This window comes from Georhizobium sp. MAB10 (assembly GCF_045012825.1).
GTDB lineage: Bacteria > Pseudomonadota > Alphaproteobacteria > Rhizobiales > Rhizobiaceae > Georhizobium > Georhizobium profundi.
Genome location: NZ_CP118314.1, coordinates 3,978,129 through 3,992,241 on the forward strand (window position 1 = coordinate 3,978,129; position 14,113 = coordinate 3,992,241).

A 14,113-nucleotide genomic window follows, 5' to 3' on the forward strand; every position below is an offset into this window, starting at 1 on the left:
CGACAGATGACCATTCTTCTCGTCGCTGAACACGACAATGCAACGCTTTCCGACCAGACGGCGAAGGCGCTTTCGGCTGCCTCCAAGATCGGTGGAGAGGTCCACGTCCTCGTCGCCGGCAAGGGCGCGCAGGCCGCCGCCGACGCAGCTGCCAAACTTGAGGGCGTCACCAAGGTTCTGCTGGCCGATGCCGACAGCCTGGAACACCGCCTCGCCGAGCCGACCGCTGCGCTGATCGCCAAGCTCGCCGCCGACTACGACACGGTCATCGCGCCTGCGACCACCATGGGCAAGAACGTTCTGCCCCGCGTCGCCGCGCTGCTCGACGTGATGCAATTGTCCGATATCATCGAAGTCATCGACGCGACGACCTTCAAACGCCCGATCTATGCCGGCAACGCGCTGCAGACCGTGCAGACCAGCGACGCCAAGAAGGTGATCACCGTGCGCACGGCCTCCTTCCAGGTGGCTGGCGAAGGTGGTTCGGCGAGCGTCGAGACCATCGACGCCGGTGAAAATCCGGGTGTGTCGTCCTTCGTCGGTGAGGCGATTGCCGAGACCGATCGTCCCGAACTCACCTCCGCGCGGATCATCGTGTCCGGCGGCCGTGCGCTGGGCTCCAAGGAAAAGTTCGAGGAAGTGATGCTGCCGCTTGCCGACAAGCTCGGTGCAGCCGTCGGCGCTTCGCGCGCTGCAGTCGACGCCGGTTACGCGCCGAACGACTGGCAGGTCGGCCAGACCGGCAAGGTCGTCGCCCCCGATCTCTACATCGCCTGCGGCATCTCCGGCGCGATCCAGCACCTTGCCGGCATGAAGGATTCCAAGGTGATCGTCGCGATCAACAAGGACGAAGAGGCACCGATCTTCCAGGTTGCCGATTACGGCCTCGTCGCGGATCTCTTCACGGCGCTTCCGGAACTCGAAAAAGCGCTCTGACCGTACGCCGATTTGCACATTAGAGCGCTGGCCGGGGTGGACGCATGCCACCCGGCCACGCTAGTTTCCCTCACTCTTTCAGGACATGGCGGAAACAGAGGGTCAATGACCAGCACAATTCGTAGCGTGGGCGTGGTGGGCGCGGGACAGATGGGCTGCGGCATCGCCCAGGTCTGTGCTCTTGCCGGGTATGACGTCCGTCTTCACGATGTGACGACCGAGCGCATCGAAGCGGGGCTTGCGACGATCAACGGCAACCTCGCGCGCCAGGTTTCTTCGGCAAAGCTGCCGGAAGAAGAGCGCAGCAAGGCGCTGTCGCTGATCAAAGCCGCTCCGACCATGGACGATCTGGCGTCGATGGATCTCGTCATCGAGGCCGCGACGGAAGACGAGACCGTCAAGCGCAAGATCTACCAGCAGCTCTGCCCAGCTCTCAATCCCGAGGCGATCCTCGCCACCAACACCTCGTCACTCTCCATCACACGGCTCGCCTCGGCCACCGACAGGCCCGAACGCTTCATCGGCATTCACTTCATGAACCCGGTTCCGGTGATGAAGCTGGTGGAGCTTGTGCGCGGCATCGCGACGGAAGACGAGACGTTCCAGTCCGCCAACAAATTCGTCGCCTCGCTCGACAAGACGATCACGGTTGCGGAGGACTTTCCGGCCTTCATCGTCAACCGCATCCTGCTGCCGATGATCAACGAGGCGATCTATACGCTCTACGAGGGCGTCGGCACCGTTGAAGCGATCGACACCGCGATGAAGCTTGGCGCCAACCACCCGATGGGGCCGCTGCAACTCGCCGACTTCATCGGCCTCGACACCTGCCTCTCGATCATGCAGGTGCTTTATGACGGCCTCGCCGACAGCAAATACCGCCCCTGCCCGCTCCTCGTAAAATACGTCGAAGCCGGCTGGCTCGGCCGCAAATCCGGCCGCGGATTCTATGATTATCGCGGCGAAGTGCCCGTTCCGACGCGGTAGGACGCCGGCCCCAATGCCCGCCTAGATCGCCTTCGCCGTCTCCACCAGCTTGATGGCGTCTTCGCCGGCCCAGGCGGCGGGGCCGTTCATGGCGGCGAGGAGGCAGGAGTTTTCGTCGATGAGGAGCGTCACGGGAAGGCCGAAGGCGAGGCCTTGGGCCTTGAGGTCGTTGAAGATGCCCATGGACGCATCGCGGTAGAGCGCGAGGTTGTCGACGCCGATTTTTTGTAGGAAAGCACGCGGCTTCTCTTCGTCGCCCAAGTCGATGTTGACCGTCACGACCTCGAACGTGTCGTCGCCCATCGTCTCCTGCAACTCGGCGAGATCCGGCATCTCTTCCCGGCAGGGGGCGCACCAAGTGGCCCAGAGATTGACGAGCAGCGTCTTGCCGCCGAAATCGCCGAGCGTCATCGGCGCGCCGTCGGGGCCGTTGAAGCCGAGCGAGGCAAGCGAGACCGGCGTCTCTGTCGGAGCCATCGCGGCAACCGCTCCGGTGGCGACAGGGGTCAGCGCCGCAACCCGGTCGTCGGTTGCCGGGCAGCTTGCCGCCTCGGTGGTGCCTTGAAGCGAAACGGCCGCCACTTCGTTCATCGGCGGCGTGCGGTCATTGCCAGAAGGACTGCCCTTCACGTATACCGCCCCGGCACCAGCCAGGACACCAAGAACGACGGCGGCGATTGCCAGTTTCGCGGTGGACAGGCTCTGCATTCTCGCGATCCCTCTCAATCAGACCGTTGGGCTCAACATGTCGGACAACACTGCCGAAGGCAAATCGTCGAACCAGATGTGGGGTGGGCGTTTCGCGTCCGGTCCTGCTGCGATCATGGAAGAAATCAATGCTTCCATCGACTTCGACCGCAAGCTGTACCGTCAGGATATCGCCGGCTCCCTCGCCCATGCGGCGATGCTCTCAGATAAGGGCATTATTTCGTCTGAGGATCGCGACAAGATCGCGCAGGGCCTGAAAACGATCCTCGGCGAGATCGAGCAGGGACAATTCCAGTTCTCCCGCCGGCTGGAAGATATTCATATGAACATCGAGGCGCGGCTGGCCGATCTCATCGGTGCGGCAGCGGGCCGCCTGCACACAGCCCGGTCGCGCAACGACCAGGTGGCGCTGGATTTCAGGCTGTGGGTCAAGGAAGAGCTGCAGCGCACGGACACGGCGCTGACCGGCCTGATCGAGGCATTTCTCGAGCGCGCCGGCGAGCATGCCGAGACCGTCATGCCGGGCTTCACCCATCTCCAATCGGCCCAGCCCGTGACATTCGGTCACCATCTCATGGCCTATGTGGAAATGTTCGGCCGCGACCGTTCAAGGGTCCGCGATGCGATCGAACGGCTCGACGAATCGCCGCTCGGTGCGGCGGCACTTGCCGGCACGGGCTATCCGATCGATCGCCACCAGACCGCCGCTGCGCTGAAATTCCGCGAGCCGACCCGCAATTCCATCGACACGGTATCGGACCGTGACTTCGCGCTGGAGTTCCTGGCAACCGCTTCGATCGCGGCCACGCATCTGTCGCGGCTGGCCGAAGAGATCGTCATCTGGTCGACCCCGCAGTTCCATTTCGTGACGCTGTCGGATGCGTTTTCCACCGGCTCGTCGATCATGCCGCAGAAGAAGAACCCGGATGCGGCCGAACTGGTGCGGGCAAAGACCGGCCGTATCAATGGCTCGCTGATCGCGCTGCTGACGGTGATGAAGGGTCTCCCGCTCGCCTATTCCAAGGACATGCAGGAAGACAAGGAGCAGGTTTTCGACGCAGCCGAAAGCCTGGAACTCAGCATCGCCGCTATGACGGGCATGATCCGCGACCTCAAGGTCAACGCGCAATCGATGCGCGCGGCGGCCGGCTCGGGCCATTCCACCGCCACGGACCTTGCCGACTGGCTGGTTCGCGAAGCCGGCCTGCCCTTCCGCGAAGCACACCATGTCACGGGACGCGCAGTCGCGCTTGCGGACGAGAAGGGCTGCACGCTTTCGGATCTGCCTCTCGACGCGCTGCAGGCGATTCATGCATCTATCACCGACGATGTCTTCAACGTGCTCTCGGTGGAAGCGTCGGTTGCCAGCCGCAAGTCCTTCGGCGGGACGGCGCCCGATCAGGTGCGCAGCCAGATCGCCTGGTGGCGAGAACGGCTCTAGAGCGTTGCCAACTGAAGTGGATGCCGGTTCATCGTTCGGGAACGCGACATTCCAACACACAAAGGCGTGCGTTCTGCTCGCATTGCACATGACGCACGCCATCGGCTAAAAGACGCGGCATCATCCGGAGACAAGAGACGATGACCGGCCAGAAAACGACCGCCAACGCGACAGCGCGCCTTCTCATCATCACGGTGGCGGCAGGCCTTGCGCTGACAGCCTGCGGTCGCAAGGCGCCGCTCGACCGGCCGGCGCTTTCCGGCGCGCCGCAGGCGCAGGCAGAGGTTCAGCAGCCCGATGCGGATGCCAATCGCCTGTCGGGCGTGATCGGCGGCTCGCGCAACAGCTCGGCCGACGTTCCACCCGCCGAACCCAACCGCCGCTTCTTCCTCGACCCGCTGCTCGATTAAGGCCAAGCCTCTTGAACCATTTCCGTTACCTGAACGGCGCGCTCCACGCCGAAGACGTCGATGTGGCGGAGATCGCCAAGGCCGTCGGCACGCCTTTTTACTGTTATTCCACGGCAACGCTGACGCGCCACTATCAGGTCTTCGCAGACGCCTTTTCAGACATCGATGCGCTCGTCTGCTATGCGATGAAGGCCAATTCGAACCAGGCGGTTCTGGCGACGCTCGCCAAGCTCGGTTCCGGCGTCGACGTGGTCTCCGAGGGCGAGTTGCGGCGCGCGCTTGCAGCCGGCATCCCGCCTTCCAAGATCATGTTTTCGGGCGTCGGCAAGACCAAGCGCGAGATCGACTTTGCGCTCGCGTCCGGCATCCACTGCTTCAACATCGAATCCGAGCCCGAACTGGAGGTCGTGAACAGCCGGGCGCTCGCTGCCGGAACGACTGCACCGGTCTCCTTCCGCATCAACCCGGATGTCGATGCACGCACCCATGCCAAGATATCGACCGGCAAGAAGGACGACAAGTTCGGCATCTCCTGGCAGGATGCGCGCCGGGTCTATGCCCATGCCGCCACGCTGCCCGGCATCCGCGTGACCGGCATCGACATGCATATCGGCAGCCAGATCACCGATCTGCAGCCCTATGACGACGCCTTCCGGCTGCTGCGCGAACTGGTCGAGACGCTGCGCGCCGACGGGCATACCATTCACCACGTCGATCTTGGCGGTGGCCTCGGCATTCCCTACCGCGACGACAACCAGCCGCCGCCGGAGCCGCGCGACTATGCCGAAACGGTCAAGGCGCATGTGCGCGATCTCGGTTGTCAGGTGATCTTCGAGCCCGGCCGCATGATCGCCGGCAATGCGGGAATTCTCGTTTCCGAAGTGCTCTACGTGAAGGAAACCGGCAGCAAGATCTTCGTGATCGCCGACGTCGCCATGAACGACCTGATCCGTCCAACGCTCTATGAGGCATGGCACGAAATCAGGACGGTGAAGGAAACGCCTGCCGGCGCGCCGCGCATCAAGGCGGATATCGTGGGGCCTGTGTGCGAGAGCGGCGACTTCATGGCCCGCGACCGGACCATTCCGGTTCTTCAAGCCGGCGACCTCATCGCCATTGGCTCTGCGGGTGCCTATGGCGCGGTGCAATCGGGCACTTACAATTCCCGCCTGCTGGTGCCGGAGGTGCTCGTCAAGGGCGACCGGTTCCACGTCGTGCGCCCGCGCCCAAGCTTCGACGATCTTCTCGGCCTGGACAGCGTGCCGGACTGGGTCAACGAAATCGAAGCTGGTTAGACCAAATTTAAGGTTTTTCAAGCGATAACCCCCTAATTATTAAGGGGTTCTTCTTTGCTTCAAGTCGATTTCGGCGTCATTGCGCTCGCGTTTTTCCACAATGCCGGATTGGTCGCCCTGGTGGTGCTGGCATATGGCTCGGTGCTGAGACGCACACGCGCCGGGATGGCCCGGAACCTCGTACTCGGGCTTCTGTTTGGGGCAGGTGTCCATTTGGCGATGTCGAGCCCCATCATGCTGACGGAAGGCGTCGTCATCGACGGTCGGGCAGTCTTTGTCGCCCTTTCTGCGGTGTTTGCGGGCTGGCCGGGCGCCATGATTACCGCATCGATCGCCGCCTTTCATCGGCTCGAGACGGGTGGCATTGGAGCTACCGCGGGGCTCTGCGGAATTGTTTGGGTCGTGGTCTCGACGATCGCGGTCGCTGGATGGCGCGGTCTGACGACAACCGTGCCTAGCATGCGGCGCTTGACGGAAATTGCCTTTGTGGCATCACTGATGCCGATAGCCATTCTGCTGATGCCCTCGAATCTCGCGCTCACCGTTTTTCTGAATGCGGGTCTGCCGCTCGCAGCGGCGACTTTTGGCGGCGTGTTGGCTTTTGGTCACCTTCTTGCCGGCGAGCTGCAGCGTCATGAGGCCACGGTGCGAGCGCGTCGGGATCTGCGCACCGATGCACTGACCGGACTGCAAAACCGCCGTGGCTTCGACGATCTCGCCACGCACGCCTTCTACGTCGCCAGAAGCAAAGGCCAGTCGCTTGCGCTCGTCATGATCGATATCGACCACTTCAAGAGGGTCAACGACATCTGGGGCCATGCAGCGGGCGACAAGGTGCTGGCGGAAGTCAGCGATATCATCGCCAAGCACGTTCGCGTCAACGATACCGTTTGCCGCTTCGGCGGTGAGGAAATTGCCGTGCTCATGCCGCACGCCTCGCTGGAAGCAGCGCTGGCGACTGCCGAACGGGTTCGGATCGCCATCGAGGAGGCAGTTTTCCTGCTGGCCGGGATCCAGATCAAAGTCACCGTCAGCGCCGGTGCCTCATGCGTCGACGAGTCGATGACCGAATTCGGCGACCTGTTCGATGCTGCAGACAAGGCACTCTATTCGGCGAAAAGCGCCGGTCGCAATCGGGTGAAGAGCGCGGCCATCGTCAAAGCTGCCTGAGGATTTGCTCCCCATCACAATCCGGTGGGTGCCCTCGCCAAAGCCACATTTTCCGCTATCCTCGTCTTGAACCTGGAGCAGCGGTGAATGGCGATTTCTTCCTTGACCGAAACGGCGGCGGCACTGGCCGCCAAGCTTTCGCGCAAGCGGGCCACGACGAAGCTCGTCATCGCGCTGGAGCGCCTCTGGATTGCCGTCCTTCCGCTCGCCGGGATCGCCGCGATCTACGTTGCGCTGTCCTGGTTCGGCTATTTTCGCGCCGTGCCCGACCTGGTCCGCATCGCGACGCTCGTCGTCCTGGGGCTGGCCGCGCTCGCGTCGCTCTACCTACTCACCCGTTTTCGACTTCCATCGACGGGCGAGGCCGACGCCCGGCTTGAGGAACGCAATGCGATCGCGCACCAGGCGGTGCGCGTTCAAAGCGACACGCTCGAGCGCGACAACCCGCTTGCCCGCGCGCTTTGGGAGGAACACCAGCGGCGCATGAGCGCGAAGCTCGACAAGCTTTCGGTCGGTCTGCCCAATCCCGACACGCCGCGCCGCGACCCCTACGGAATGCGGGCGCTGGTCGTGCTTCTGCTTTTCACGGCATTTGCGTTTTCTTCTTCCAACCGCGCCGGCACGCTGTCGGACGCGTTCGTTTCCCATGCGGTCAGCAATGCGCCCCCGACACGCATCGACGCGTGGATCACGCCGCCGGCCTATACGGGCCGTCCGCCGATTTTCCTCAGCACGGCGCAGCTGGGCGAAGGTGCGGTCATCACCCTGCCGGAGCGCAGCGAAGTGGTTGTCCGAATCAGCGGCGGCGCCGGCGGCGAGATCGTCAGCTTCGCCGCGGAACAGGCCGAAAGCGCGGTGATGCTGGCACCGACCGAGGCCAAAGACGCGCCCTCGTCCGCAACGCAAAGGCCTGCAGTTGCATCGACTGCCAACGCGCGCGGCTACCGCATGGATGCGATGCGCAGCGGAACGCTGGTCGTTTCCGGCGCGCGCGACGGCGATCGTGCGTGGCGGCTCGCGGTCGAGCCTGACCAGGCACCGGAAATCACATTCGCCGAAGATCCTCGAAGGGCCGTCAACGGTGCGCTGGAAGTTGCCTTCACCGCTTCCGACGATTACGGGATCGTCCGCGCTTTCGCCGATATCGCACCGGTCGATCCCGCGGAAGGCGCTCGCCCGCTCTACGACGCACCCGAGTACCGCTTGAACCTATCCCGTCGCCAGGGGCTGGAGCAGCGGGGACGCGCAAGTCACGATCTCACGCAGCATCCATGGTCGGGCACGCTCGTCGACGTGACGCTCGTCGCCGTCGATGCCAGCGGCCAGGAGGGCCGATCGGAGCCGCACCGCATGCGGTTGCCAGAACGCAGCTTCTCCGAGCCTCTCGCCCGCGCACTGGTCGAACAGCGACAGATCCTCGCGCTCGATGCCAACGCCGTCGCCGAGGTGCTGACGCTGAGCGATGCGCTGATGATCGCGCCGGAAGAGACCATCCCGAACCTCTCCCATTTCCTGCTTCTGCAATCGGCGCGCTCGCGCATCGAGCAGGCTTACAACGACGACATGCTGCGCGATTCCGCCGATTACCTCTGGGAAGTGGCGCTGGGCATCGAGGACGGCGACCTGTCGCTTGCCGAGAGACGCCTGCGGAACGCCCAGCGCGAGCTTGCCGAGGCACTGGAGAACGGTGCGACAGACGAGGAAATCCAAGCGCTGATGGACGAGCTGCGCGAAGCGATGCAGGAGTACCTGCAAGCGCTTGCTCAGGAACTGCAGAATTCCGACCAGGCCATGCAGCTTCCCGAAAACGCGATGCAGAACCTGCTTCGCCAGGAAGACCTGAACGCGATGCTCGACCAGATCGAGAATCTCGCTCGCCAAGGCGCGACGGAAGAAGCGCAGCAAATGCTGTCCGAACTGCAGCGCATGATGAACAACCTTCAGGCCGGCCGCCAGCAGCAACAGCAGCAGGGCAATGGCGAGATGCGCCGCCAGATGGACCAGCTCGGCGAACTGATGCGCGAGCAGCAGGAGCTGATGAACGAGACCTTCCGGCTCGATCAGGAGCTCGCCGAGCGGATGCAGCAGAGCCTCGATCCGTTCAATCCCGGCCAGCAGGATCAGCAGCAGGGCAATCAGGCGCCACAGGAGGGTCAGCAGGGCGAGAACGGGCTTTCGGAGATGACGCCCGAGCAGTTGCAGGAGGCGCTGCGCCAATTGCGCGCGCAGCAGGAGGCGCTCCAGCAACAACTGGGTGAGTTGCAGGAGAGCCTGGAGGGCATGGGCATGGAGCCGAGCGAAGGGTTCGGCCAAGCGGGCGAGGCCATGGGCGATGCCTCACGCTCGCTCGGTGACGGGCGCGGCGAACAGGCCGTCGGCGAACAGGGCCGCGCGCTTGAAGCGCTGCGCCAAGGCGCTCAGGACATGATGAACCAGATGATGCAGCAGATGGGCCAAGGCGAGGGTCAGGGCGAAGGCCAGGGCCAGAACCAGATGCGCCGGTCGGATACCGATCCGCTTGGGCGGCCGCGCTCTACCGAAGGGCCGGATTTCGGCGACACGGTGCGCGTGCCGGACGAGATCGACATCCAGCGGGCGCGGGAGATCCTGGAAGCGATCCGCAACAGGCTCGGCAATGCGCTGAGCCCGCAGCTGGAACGGCAATATTTGGAACGGCTGCTGGAGATCCGCTGAGGCGATGCCGCCTCGCGCATCGGGTCTCAGGCGGCGAGCGCCCGGCTTACGGCGGCGCGAATTTCCGGCAGGCTGAAGGGCTTGGAAACGACATCCACGATGATGGCGGCGAGGTTGTCCGCACGTTCGCGCTGCTCGGCATAGCCGGTCATGAGCAGGATCTTCATGGTCGGGTGCATGGCGGACGCTTGGTGCGCCAGCTCGATGCCATCCATCGCCGGCATGCGGATATCCGACAGAAGCAAATCGTAGCGCTCGCCACCACCCAGCCTGTCGATGCCTTCGGCGCCGTCACCGACTTCCTCGACCTGGTGACCGTCGAGCTTCAAGGCTCGTGCCACGAACGAGCGGAGCGCAGTCTCGTCTTCCGCGATCAGAATTTTCGCCATTGCCGTCTCCGCTTTCGTCAGCGCACCGCAATCGGTCGCCGCGGGTTTCTCTGCCCAGCCCTTACGCCAACAAACCATTGATTGGTTTGCTTTGCGTAAAGAGAGCACGCCGGAAACCTGGTTGAGTGCCGAAATGAAGCGGCGTTTCAGCTCGGCTCGATAAGGGCCTTGATGCGTTCCGTCAGCTGCTCGAGCGCGAATGGCTTGGTCATCACGTGCATGCCATGTTCCAAATGGCCATGGCCAACGACCGCATTCTCGGCGTAGCCGGTAATGAACAATACCTTCAGATCGGGTCGCGTTTCGCGTGCTGCATCGGCCATCTGCCGGCCGTTCATGCCTCCGGGAAGGCCGACATCCGTAATGAGGAGATCGAGCCTCGCATCGGACTGCAGAATCTTGAGGCCCGACGGACCATCGCCCGCCTCGATCGCTGTGAAGCCCAGCTCCTCCAGCACCTCGACGACCAGAAGCCGGATCAGCGGTTCGTCATCAACGACCAGCACTGTTTGTCCCGCCGCTTCGAGCGCGGGCGCACTCGGCTCGGCCTGAACGCCATGCTCTACGACATCGCCCAGATGGCGCGGCAGATAGAGGCACACCATCGTGCCTTGCCCGACTTCCGAATAGATCCGCGTCTGCCCGCCGGACTGGCGCGTGAAGCCGTAGATCATCGACAGGCCGAGCCCGGTGCCCTGGCCGATGGGTTTGGTCGTGAAGAATGGATCGAATGCCTTGGCGACGACCTCCGGCGGCATGCCGGCGCCGTTGTCCGACACGCACATGGAAATGTACTGACCCGGCGGGATCTCCCGTTCCCGAGCGGCGCGCTCGTCCATCCAGCGATTGGCGGTCTCGATCGTCAGCTTGCCGCCATCCGGCATCGCGTCACGCGCATTGATGCAGAGATTGAGAAGCGCGTTTTCGAGCTGGTTCGGGTCCACGAGCGTGGCCCAGAGGCCAGCGGCTGCCACCACCTCCACGGCGATCTGCGGTCCCATGGTGCGGCGAATCATGTCGTCCATGCCGACGACCAGACGGTTGACGTCGGTCGCCTTCGGATCGAGCGTTTGGCGGCGGGAAAATGCCAGGAGACGATGCGTCAGCGCAGTCGCCCGCTTTGCCGCGCCCTGCGCCGCGCCGAGATAGCGGCCAGCCTCGTCGAAGCGACCCTGCGCGATGCGCCGTTCGGCCAGCTCCAGGCTGCCCGTGATGCCCGCGAGCAGATTGTTGAAATCGTGCGCGATCCCACCGGTCAGCTGGCCAACCGCTTCCATCTTCTGGGACTGGCGCAGCGCCTCTTCCGCCGCCATCAGTTCCCCGGTGCGTTGCTGGACCTGCTGCTCCAGAGTCGCGTTCAGATTGGCAAGTTCGGCGGCCTGGGCGCGGCTGTGCTCGATATCGGTGTTGGTGCCGATCCAGTTGACGATCGTGCCGTCCTCGTCCCTCACAGGCTCGGCGCGGACCAGGAACCAGCGATACACGCCGTCGTGGCGGCGAATGCGAAATTCCGTCTCGTAGACGGCTCCTGTCGTCAAAGCACGCTCCCAGGCGGCAGCAGCTTTCTTGAGATCGTCGGGGTGAACGATCTTCGTCCACTCGACACCTTCCAGGTCTGTGCTGGAAGCGCCCGCATATTCGGAGACGCGGTTGTTGAACCAGTAGAGCAGGCCGTCGGGTCGGGCCGCCCAGACATGGTTCGGCACCGTCTGGGCAAAGACGCGGAACTGTTCCTCGCTGTCGCGAAGCGCCTTTTCAGCCTGTTTGCGGGCCGTAACGTCCTGAAACAGCACGGCCACCTGGCGGCGGCTCGGCGGCTCGACCCGAACCGCGGCAAGCTCCAGATGCCGGCCGGTCGCGATCAACATCTGTTCGAAGCGGATCTGCTGTCCAGTGCGCAGCACTTCGCCATAGCGCGCAACCCAGTCATCGGCCTCGGCGGGAACCATCTCCCGCAGCTTCTGGCCGACGACGTTCGGAATGCCGGCATGGCGGGCATAGGCTTCATTCGCTTCGATGTGAACGTAATCGCTGGCCGGGCCGTGCGGACCATCCAGAAATTCGATGATGCAGAAGCCCTGGTCGATCGCGTCGAACAGCATGCGGTAGCGGGCTTCGCTCTCGCGCAGCAGCTCGGTGCCGATCGTCCGATCGGTGACATCGGCGCCCTCGACGAAGATGCCTGTGATCTGCCCATCCCTGCCGCGCAAGGGTTGGTAGACGAAATCGACATAGCACTCGTTGATCGGCCCGCCCGGCACGGGCTGCACGGCGTATTTGAACCCATCGGCCCGAAACGGCTTGCCGCTCTGGTAGACCTCGTCGAGCAGCTTGAGGAAGCCTTGCTCCACGGCATCGGGAAGCGCTTCAGCAACCGTCTTGCCCAGCACGTCACGACCGCCAACGATCTTCTTGTAGCTGGGATTGGCAAGTTCGAACCGGTGCTCCGGGCCGCTCAGAAGCGCCATGAAAGTCGGCGCCTGCTCGAACATCGCTGCCAGCTGATCGCGTTCGAGAACGACGTTCTGGAACGAGGCCTGTTCGGAATTCTCGTTGCTGTCCAAGAGGTTTTCCCAGCCTACGTGTTGCAGATCGACATTCGACCCTGTCGCGCCTGTCGATGATGACAGGCTTTCCGGCAGAGCGTTCGACTGGTTCTACACCGAGACGTTGAAAACGCGATAAGATTTCCGCCTAAGGCGACGGAAAGGCCGTCAGGCTCAGGCGTCGCCCTTCACCACGCCCACGAAAGGCAGTTCGCGGAAGGCGTAAGCGACATCCATGCCGTAGCCAACGACGAAATAATCGGGGCATTCGAAACCGACATGATCGGCCTCAAGCTGGCCCTCTCGCTTGGAGCGCTTGTCGAGCAGCACCGCGATCGAGACATTGGACGCACCGCGCTCATACATGAGATCACGGGCAAAGCGCAGCGTGCGGCCCGATTCCAGGATGTCGTCGATGAGGAGAACATCGCGGTCTTTGACGAGGCTATCGATGTCCTTGATGATCTTCACGCCCTGGCTGGTGGTGCCCTTGCCGTAGCTGGAGAGCGTGATGAATTCCACCTCCGGCGCCAGGCCAACATCGTGCATGGCGCGGATCAGATCGGCCGCGAAGATGAAAGAACCCTTGAGGATTGCAACGACCAGCAGATCATTGCGCGGCGTGGCAGCGATTTCGGCGGCGATCGCATGGTTGCGCTCCGCGATCGCTTCGGCGGAAAACAAGGGGTCGATGGTCTTTCCGCGCACGACGGGCATGTCTCGATCTTTCCTGCGGCAGTGGCTTTCAAGCCGCCGCTTTAGCGCAGTTGCGCGCCGAGCGAAACGATCGGCTCGACGCGACACCCATGAAGAACGAGGCTTGTTTCAAGCGTGATGCGGAAATGCATCGCCGCAGTCGATGATCAGCGCTTCAACAGCTGGACGGACGGCGGCACATCGACAAGATCGGCGCGCGGGATGCGCGCCTCGAAACGGACCGATCCACCGGCGGCCAGCCGTTCCGTGCCCGCGATCACATCAGCCAGCGCAAAGCTGTCACCGACATTCACATGCACCTGTGGCAAGCTGACAGCGCGATCCCCACCGTTTTCGACGCGGCCGGTGATGAAGAGGACATCGCCGAGGCGCGTGGCCACAATATGGGAATTGACGTCCGTCACCTGAATCTGCGGGCCATAGCCGGTGAGCTTCGCCAGTGCATGACCACCGGATATCCAGAAGGTGGCGGCAGACAGCAGAATGAGCGCGGCCCAGAAGGCGGCATCGCTGCGTCCGCGCCGCTTCGGGGCAGCCGACAGGTCAACGCTCGGCGACGCTGCGGTGGCACGGGCGACTTCTCGGAAGCGGACGGTCGTGTCGGCAACCGAATCAATGTCGATGAATTCCGCGTCAACCACGCGCGAATCGCCGATCAGGACACCGCGAGGCGCCTGTCGGGTAAAATTCTGAGGCGGGATCACATCGATCGACATCGAAGATGTTGCCTTGCTCTTAGCCGTTTGCCGTCCAAACATCGGACACTCCCTAAGGACCGGACATGGTCGCCCTGCCGCGATGTCCGGGCATCAGTGCCCAG

The 14,113-nt window shown here is 63.4% G+C and carries 12 protein-coding genes; 7 read left to right on the forward strand and 5 right to left on the reverse strand.

Translation table 11 applies throughout. The features are described from left to right. Positions 1-6: 6 nt before the first annotated feature. Both PU133_RS19045 and PU133_RS19050 read left to right on the forward strand, forming a co-directional pair. Entirely contained in the window at positions 7-936 is a 930-nt protein-coding gene (locus PU133_RS19045; protein WP_404862954.1) for an electron transfer flavoprotein subunit alpha/FixB family protein, read from the forward strand. Positions 937-1,041: 105 nt separating this feature from the next. Then, complete coding sequence (locus tag PU133_RS19050) at positions 1,042-1,923, forward strand: 3-hydroxybutyryl-CoA dehydrogenase (RefSeq protein WP_126012346.1); 882 nt, start codon at positions 1,042-1,044, stop codon at positions 1,921-1,923. A 21-nt stretch (positions 1,924-1,944) separates the two neighbouring features. Here the strand turns inward: PU133_RS19050 and tlpA are convergent, their stop codons facing one another. Next, positions 1,945-2,631 (reverse strand): thiol:disulfide interchange protein TlpA, encoded by a 687-nt coding sequence (gene tlpA / locus PU133_RS19055; protein ID WP_404862955.1) that lies wholly within the window; start codon positions 2,629-2,631, stop codon positions 1,945-1,947. Positions 2,632-2,668: 37 nt separating this feature from the next. Here tlpA and argH point away from each other — a divergent pair, with 37 nt between their 5' ends. The 5 genes from argH to PU133_RS19080 all read left to right on the forward strand — a co-directional run bounded on the left by argH (position 2,669) and on the right by PU133_RS19080 (position 9,641). Beyond that, positions 2,669-4,072 carry an argininosuccinate lyase gene (argH, locus tag PU133_RS19060; RefSeq protein ID WP_404862956.1) on the forward strand — a complete coding sequence of 468 codons (1,404 nt, stop codon included), beginning with the start codon at positions 2,669-2,671 and terminating at the stop codon, positions 4,070-4,072. Positions 4,073-4,212: 140 nt separating this feature from the next. Next, the gene (locus PU133_RS19065; RefSeq protein WP_404862957.1) at positions 4,213-4,482 is read left to right on the forward strand and encodes an LPS translocon maturation chaperone LptM; all 270 of its coding nucleotides are present in this window, start codon (positions 4,213-4,215) and stop codon (positions 4,480-4,482) included. Positions 4,483-4,493: 11 nt separating this feature from the next. Next, positions 4,494-5,777 carry a diaminopimelate decarboxylase gene (lysA, locus tag PU133_RS19070; RefSeq protein WP_404862958.1) on the forward strand — a complete coding sequence of 428 codons (1,284 nt, stop codon included), beginning with the start codon at positions 4,494-4,496 and terminating at the stop codon, positions 5,775-5,777. A 54-nt stretch (positions 5,778-5,831) separates the two neighbouring features. Further along, positions 5,832-6,947, forward strand: a complete 1,116-nt coding sequence (locus PU133_RS19075) for a diguanylate cyclase (protein WP_404862959.1) — start codon at positions 5,832-5,834, stop codon at positions 6,945-6,947. A gap of 87 nt (positions 6,948-7,034) precedes the next feature. Then, positions 7,035-9,641 (forward strand): TIGR02302 family protein, encoded by a 2,607-nt coding sequence (locus PU133_RS19080; protein WP_404862960.1) that lies wholly within the window; start codon positions 7,035-7,037, stop codon positions 9,639-9,641. Between the two features lie 26 nt (positions 9,642-9,667). Here the strand turns inward: PU133_RS19080 and PU133_RS19085 are convergent, their stop codons facing one another. From PU133_RS19085 to PU133_RS19100, 4 genes are all read right to left on the reverse strand, one after another. After that, positions 9,668-10,030, reverse strand: coding sequence for a response regulator (locus PU133_RS19085; RefSeq protein ID WP_126012366.1), 363 nt, complete (start codon positions 10,028-10,030; stop codon positions 9,668-9,670). 146 nt (positions 10,031-10,176) lie between these two features. Continuing rightward, complete coding sequence (locus PU133_RS19090) at positions 10,177-12,522, reverse strand: PAS domain-containing protein (RefSeq protein ID WP_404864594.1); 2,346 nt, start codon at positions 12,520-12,522, stop codon at positions 10,177-10,179. 228 nt (positions 12,523-12,750) lie between these two features. Next, complete coding sequence (gene hpt, locus PU133_RS19095; RefSeq protein ID WP_126012369.1) at positions 12,751-13,293, reverse strand: hypoxanthine phosphoribosyltransferase; 543 nt, start codon at positions 13,291-13,293, stop codon at positions 12,751-12,753. Between the two features lie 146 nt (positions 13,294-13,439). Next, positions 13,440-14,009: an FxLYD domain-containing protein gene (locus PU133_RS19100; protein ID WP_126012372.1), complete on the reverse strand. Its 570-nt coding sequence runs from the start codon at positions 14,007-14,009 to the stop codon at positions 13,440-13,442. Between the last annotated feature and the right edge of the window lie 104 nt (positions 14,010-14,113).

Coding starts and splice junctions, on each gene's coding strand:
- PU133_RS19045 (WP_404862954.1), top strand. CDS start 7: ATGACCATTCTTCTCGTCGCTGAACACGACAATGCAACGCTTTCCGAC.
- PU133_RS19080 (WP_404862960.1), top strand. CDS start 7,035: ATGGCGATTTCTTCCTTGACCGAAACGGCGGCGGCACTGGCCGCCAAG.
- PU133_RS19050 (WP_126012346.1), top strand. CDS start 1,042: ATGACCAGCACAATTCGTAGCGTGGGCGTGGTGGGCGCGGGACAGATG.
- PU133_RS19085 (WP_126012366.1), bottom strand. CDS start 10,030: ATGGCGAAAATTCTGATCGCGGAAGACGAGACTGCGCTCCGCTCGTTC.
- PU133_RS19100 (WP_126012372.1), bottom strand. CDS start 14,009: ATGTCGATCGATGTGATCCCGCCTCAGAATTTTACCCGACAGGCGCCT.
- PU133_RS19090 (WP_404864594.1), bottom strand. CDS start 12,522: ATGTTCGAGCAGGCGCCGACTTTCATGGCGCTTCTGAGCGGCCCGGAG.
- argH (WP_404862956.1), top strand. CDS start 2,669: ATGTCGGACAACACTGCCGAAGGCAAATCGTCGAACCAGATGTGGGGT.
- PU133_RS19065 (WP_404862957.1), top strand. CDS start 4,213: ATGACCGGCCAGAAAACGACCGCCAACGCGACAGCGCGCCTTCTCATC.
- hpt (WP_126012369.1), bottom strand. CDS start 13,293: ATGCCCGTCGTGCGCGGAAAGACCATCGACCCCTTGTTTTCCGCCGAA.
- tlpA (WP_404862955.1), bottom strand. CDS start 2,631: ATGCAGAGCCTGTCCACCGCGAAACTGGCAATCGCCGCCGTCGTTCTT.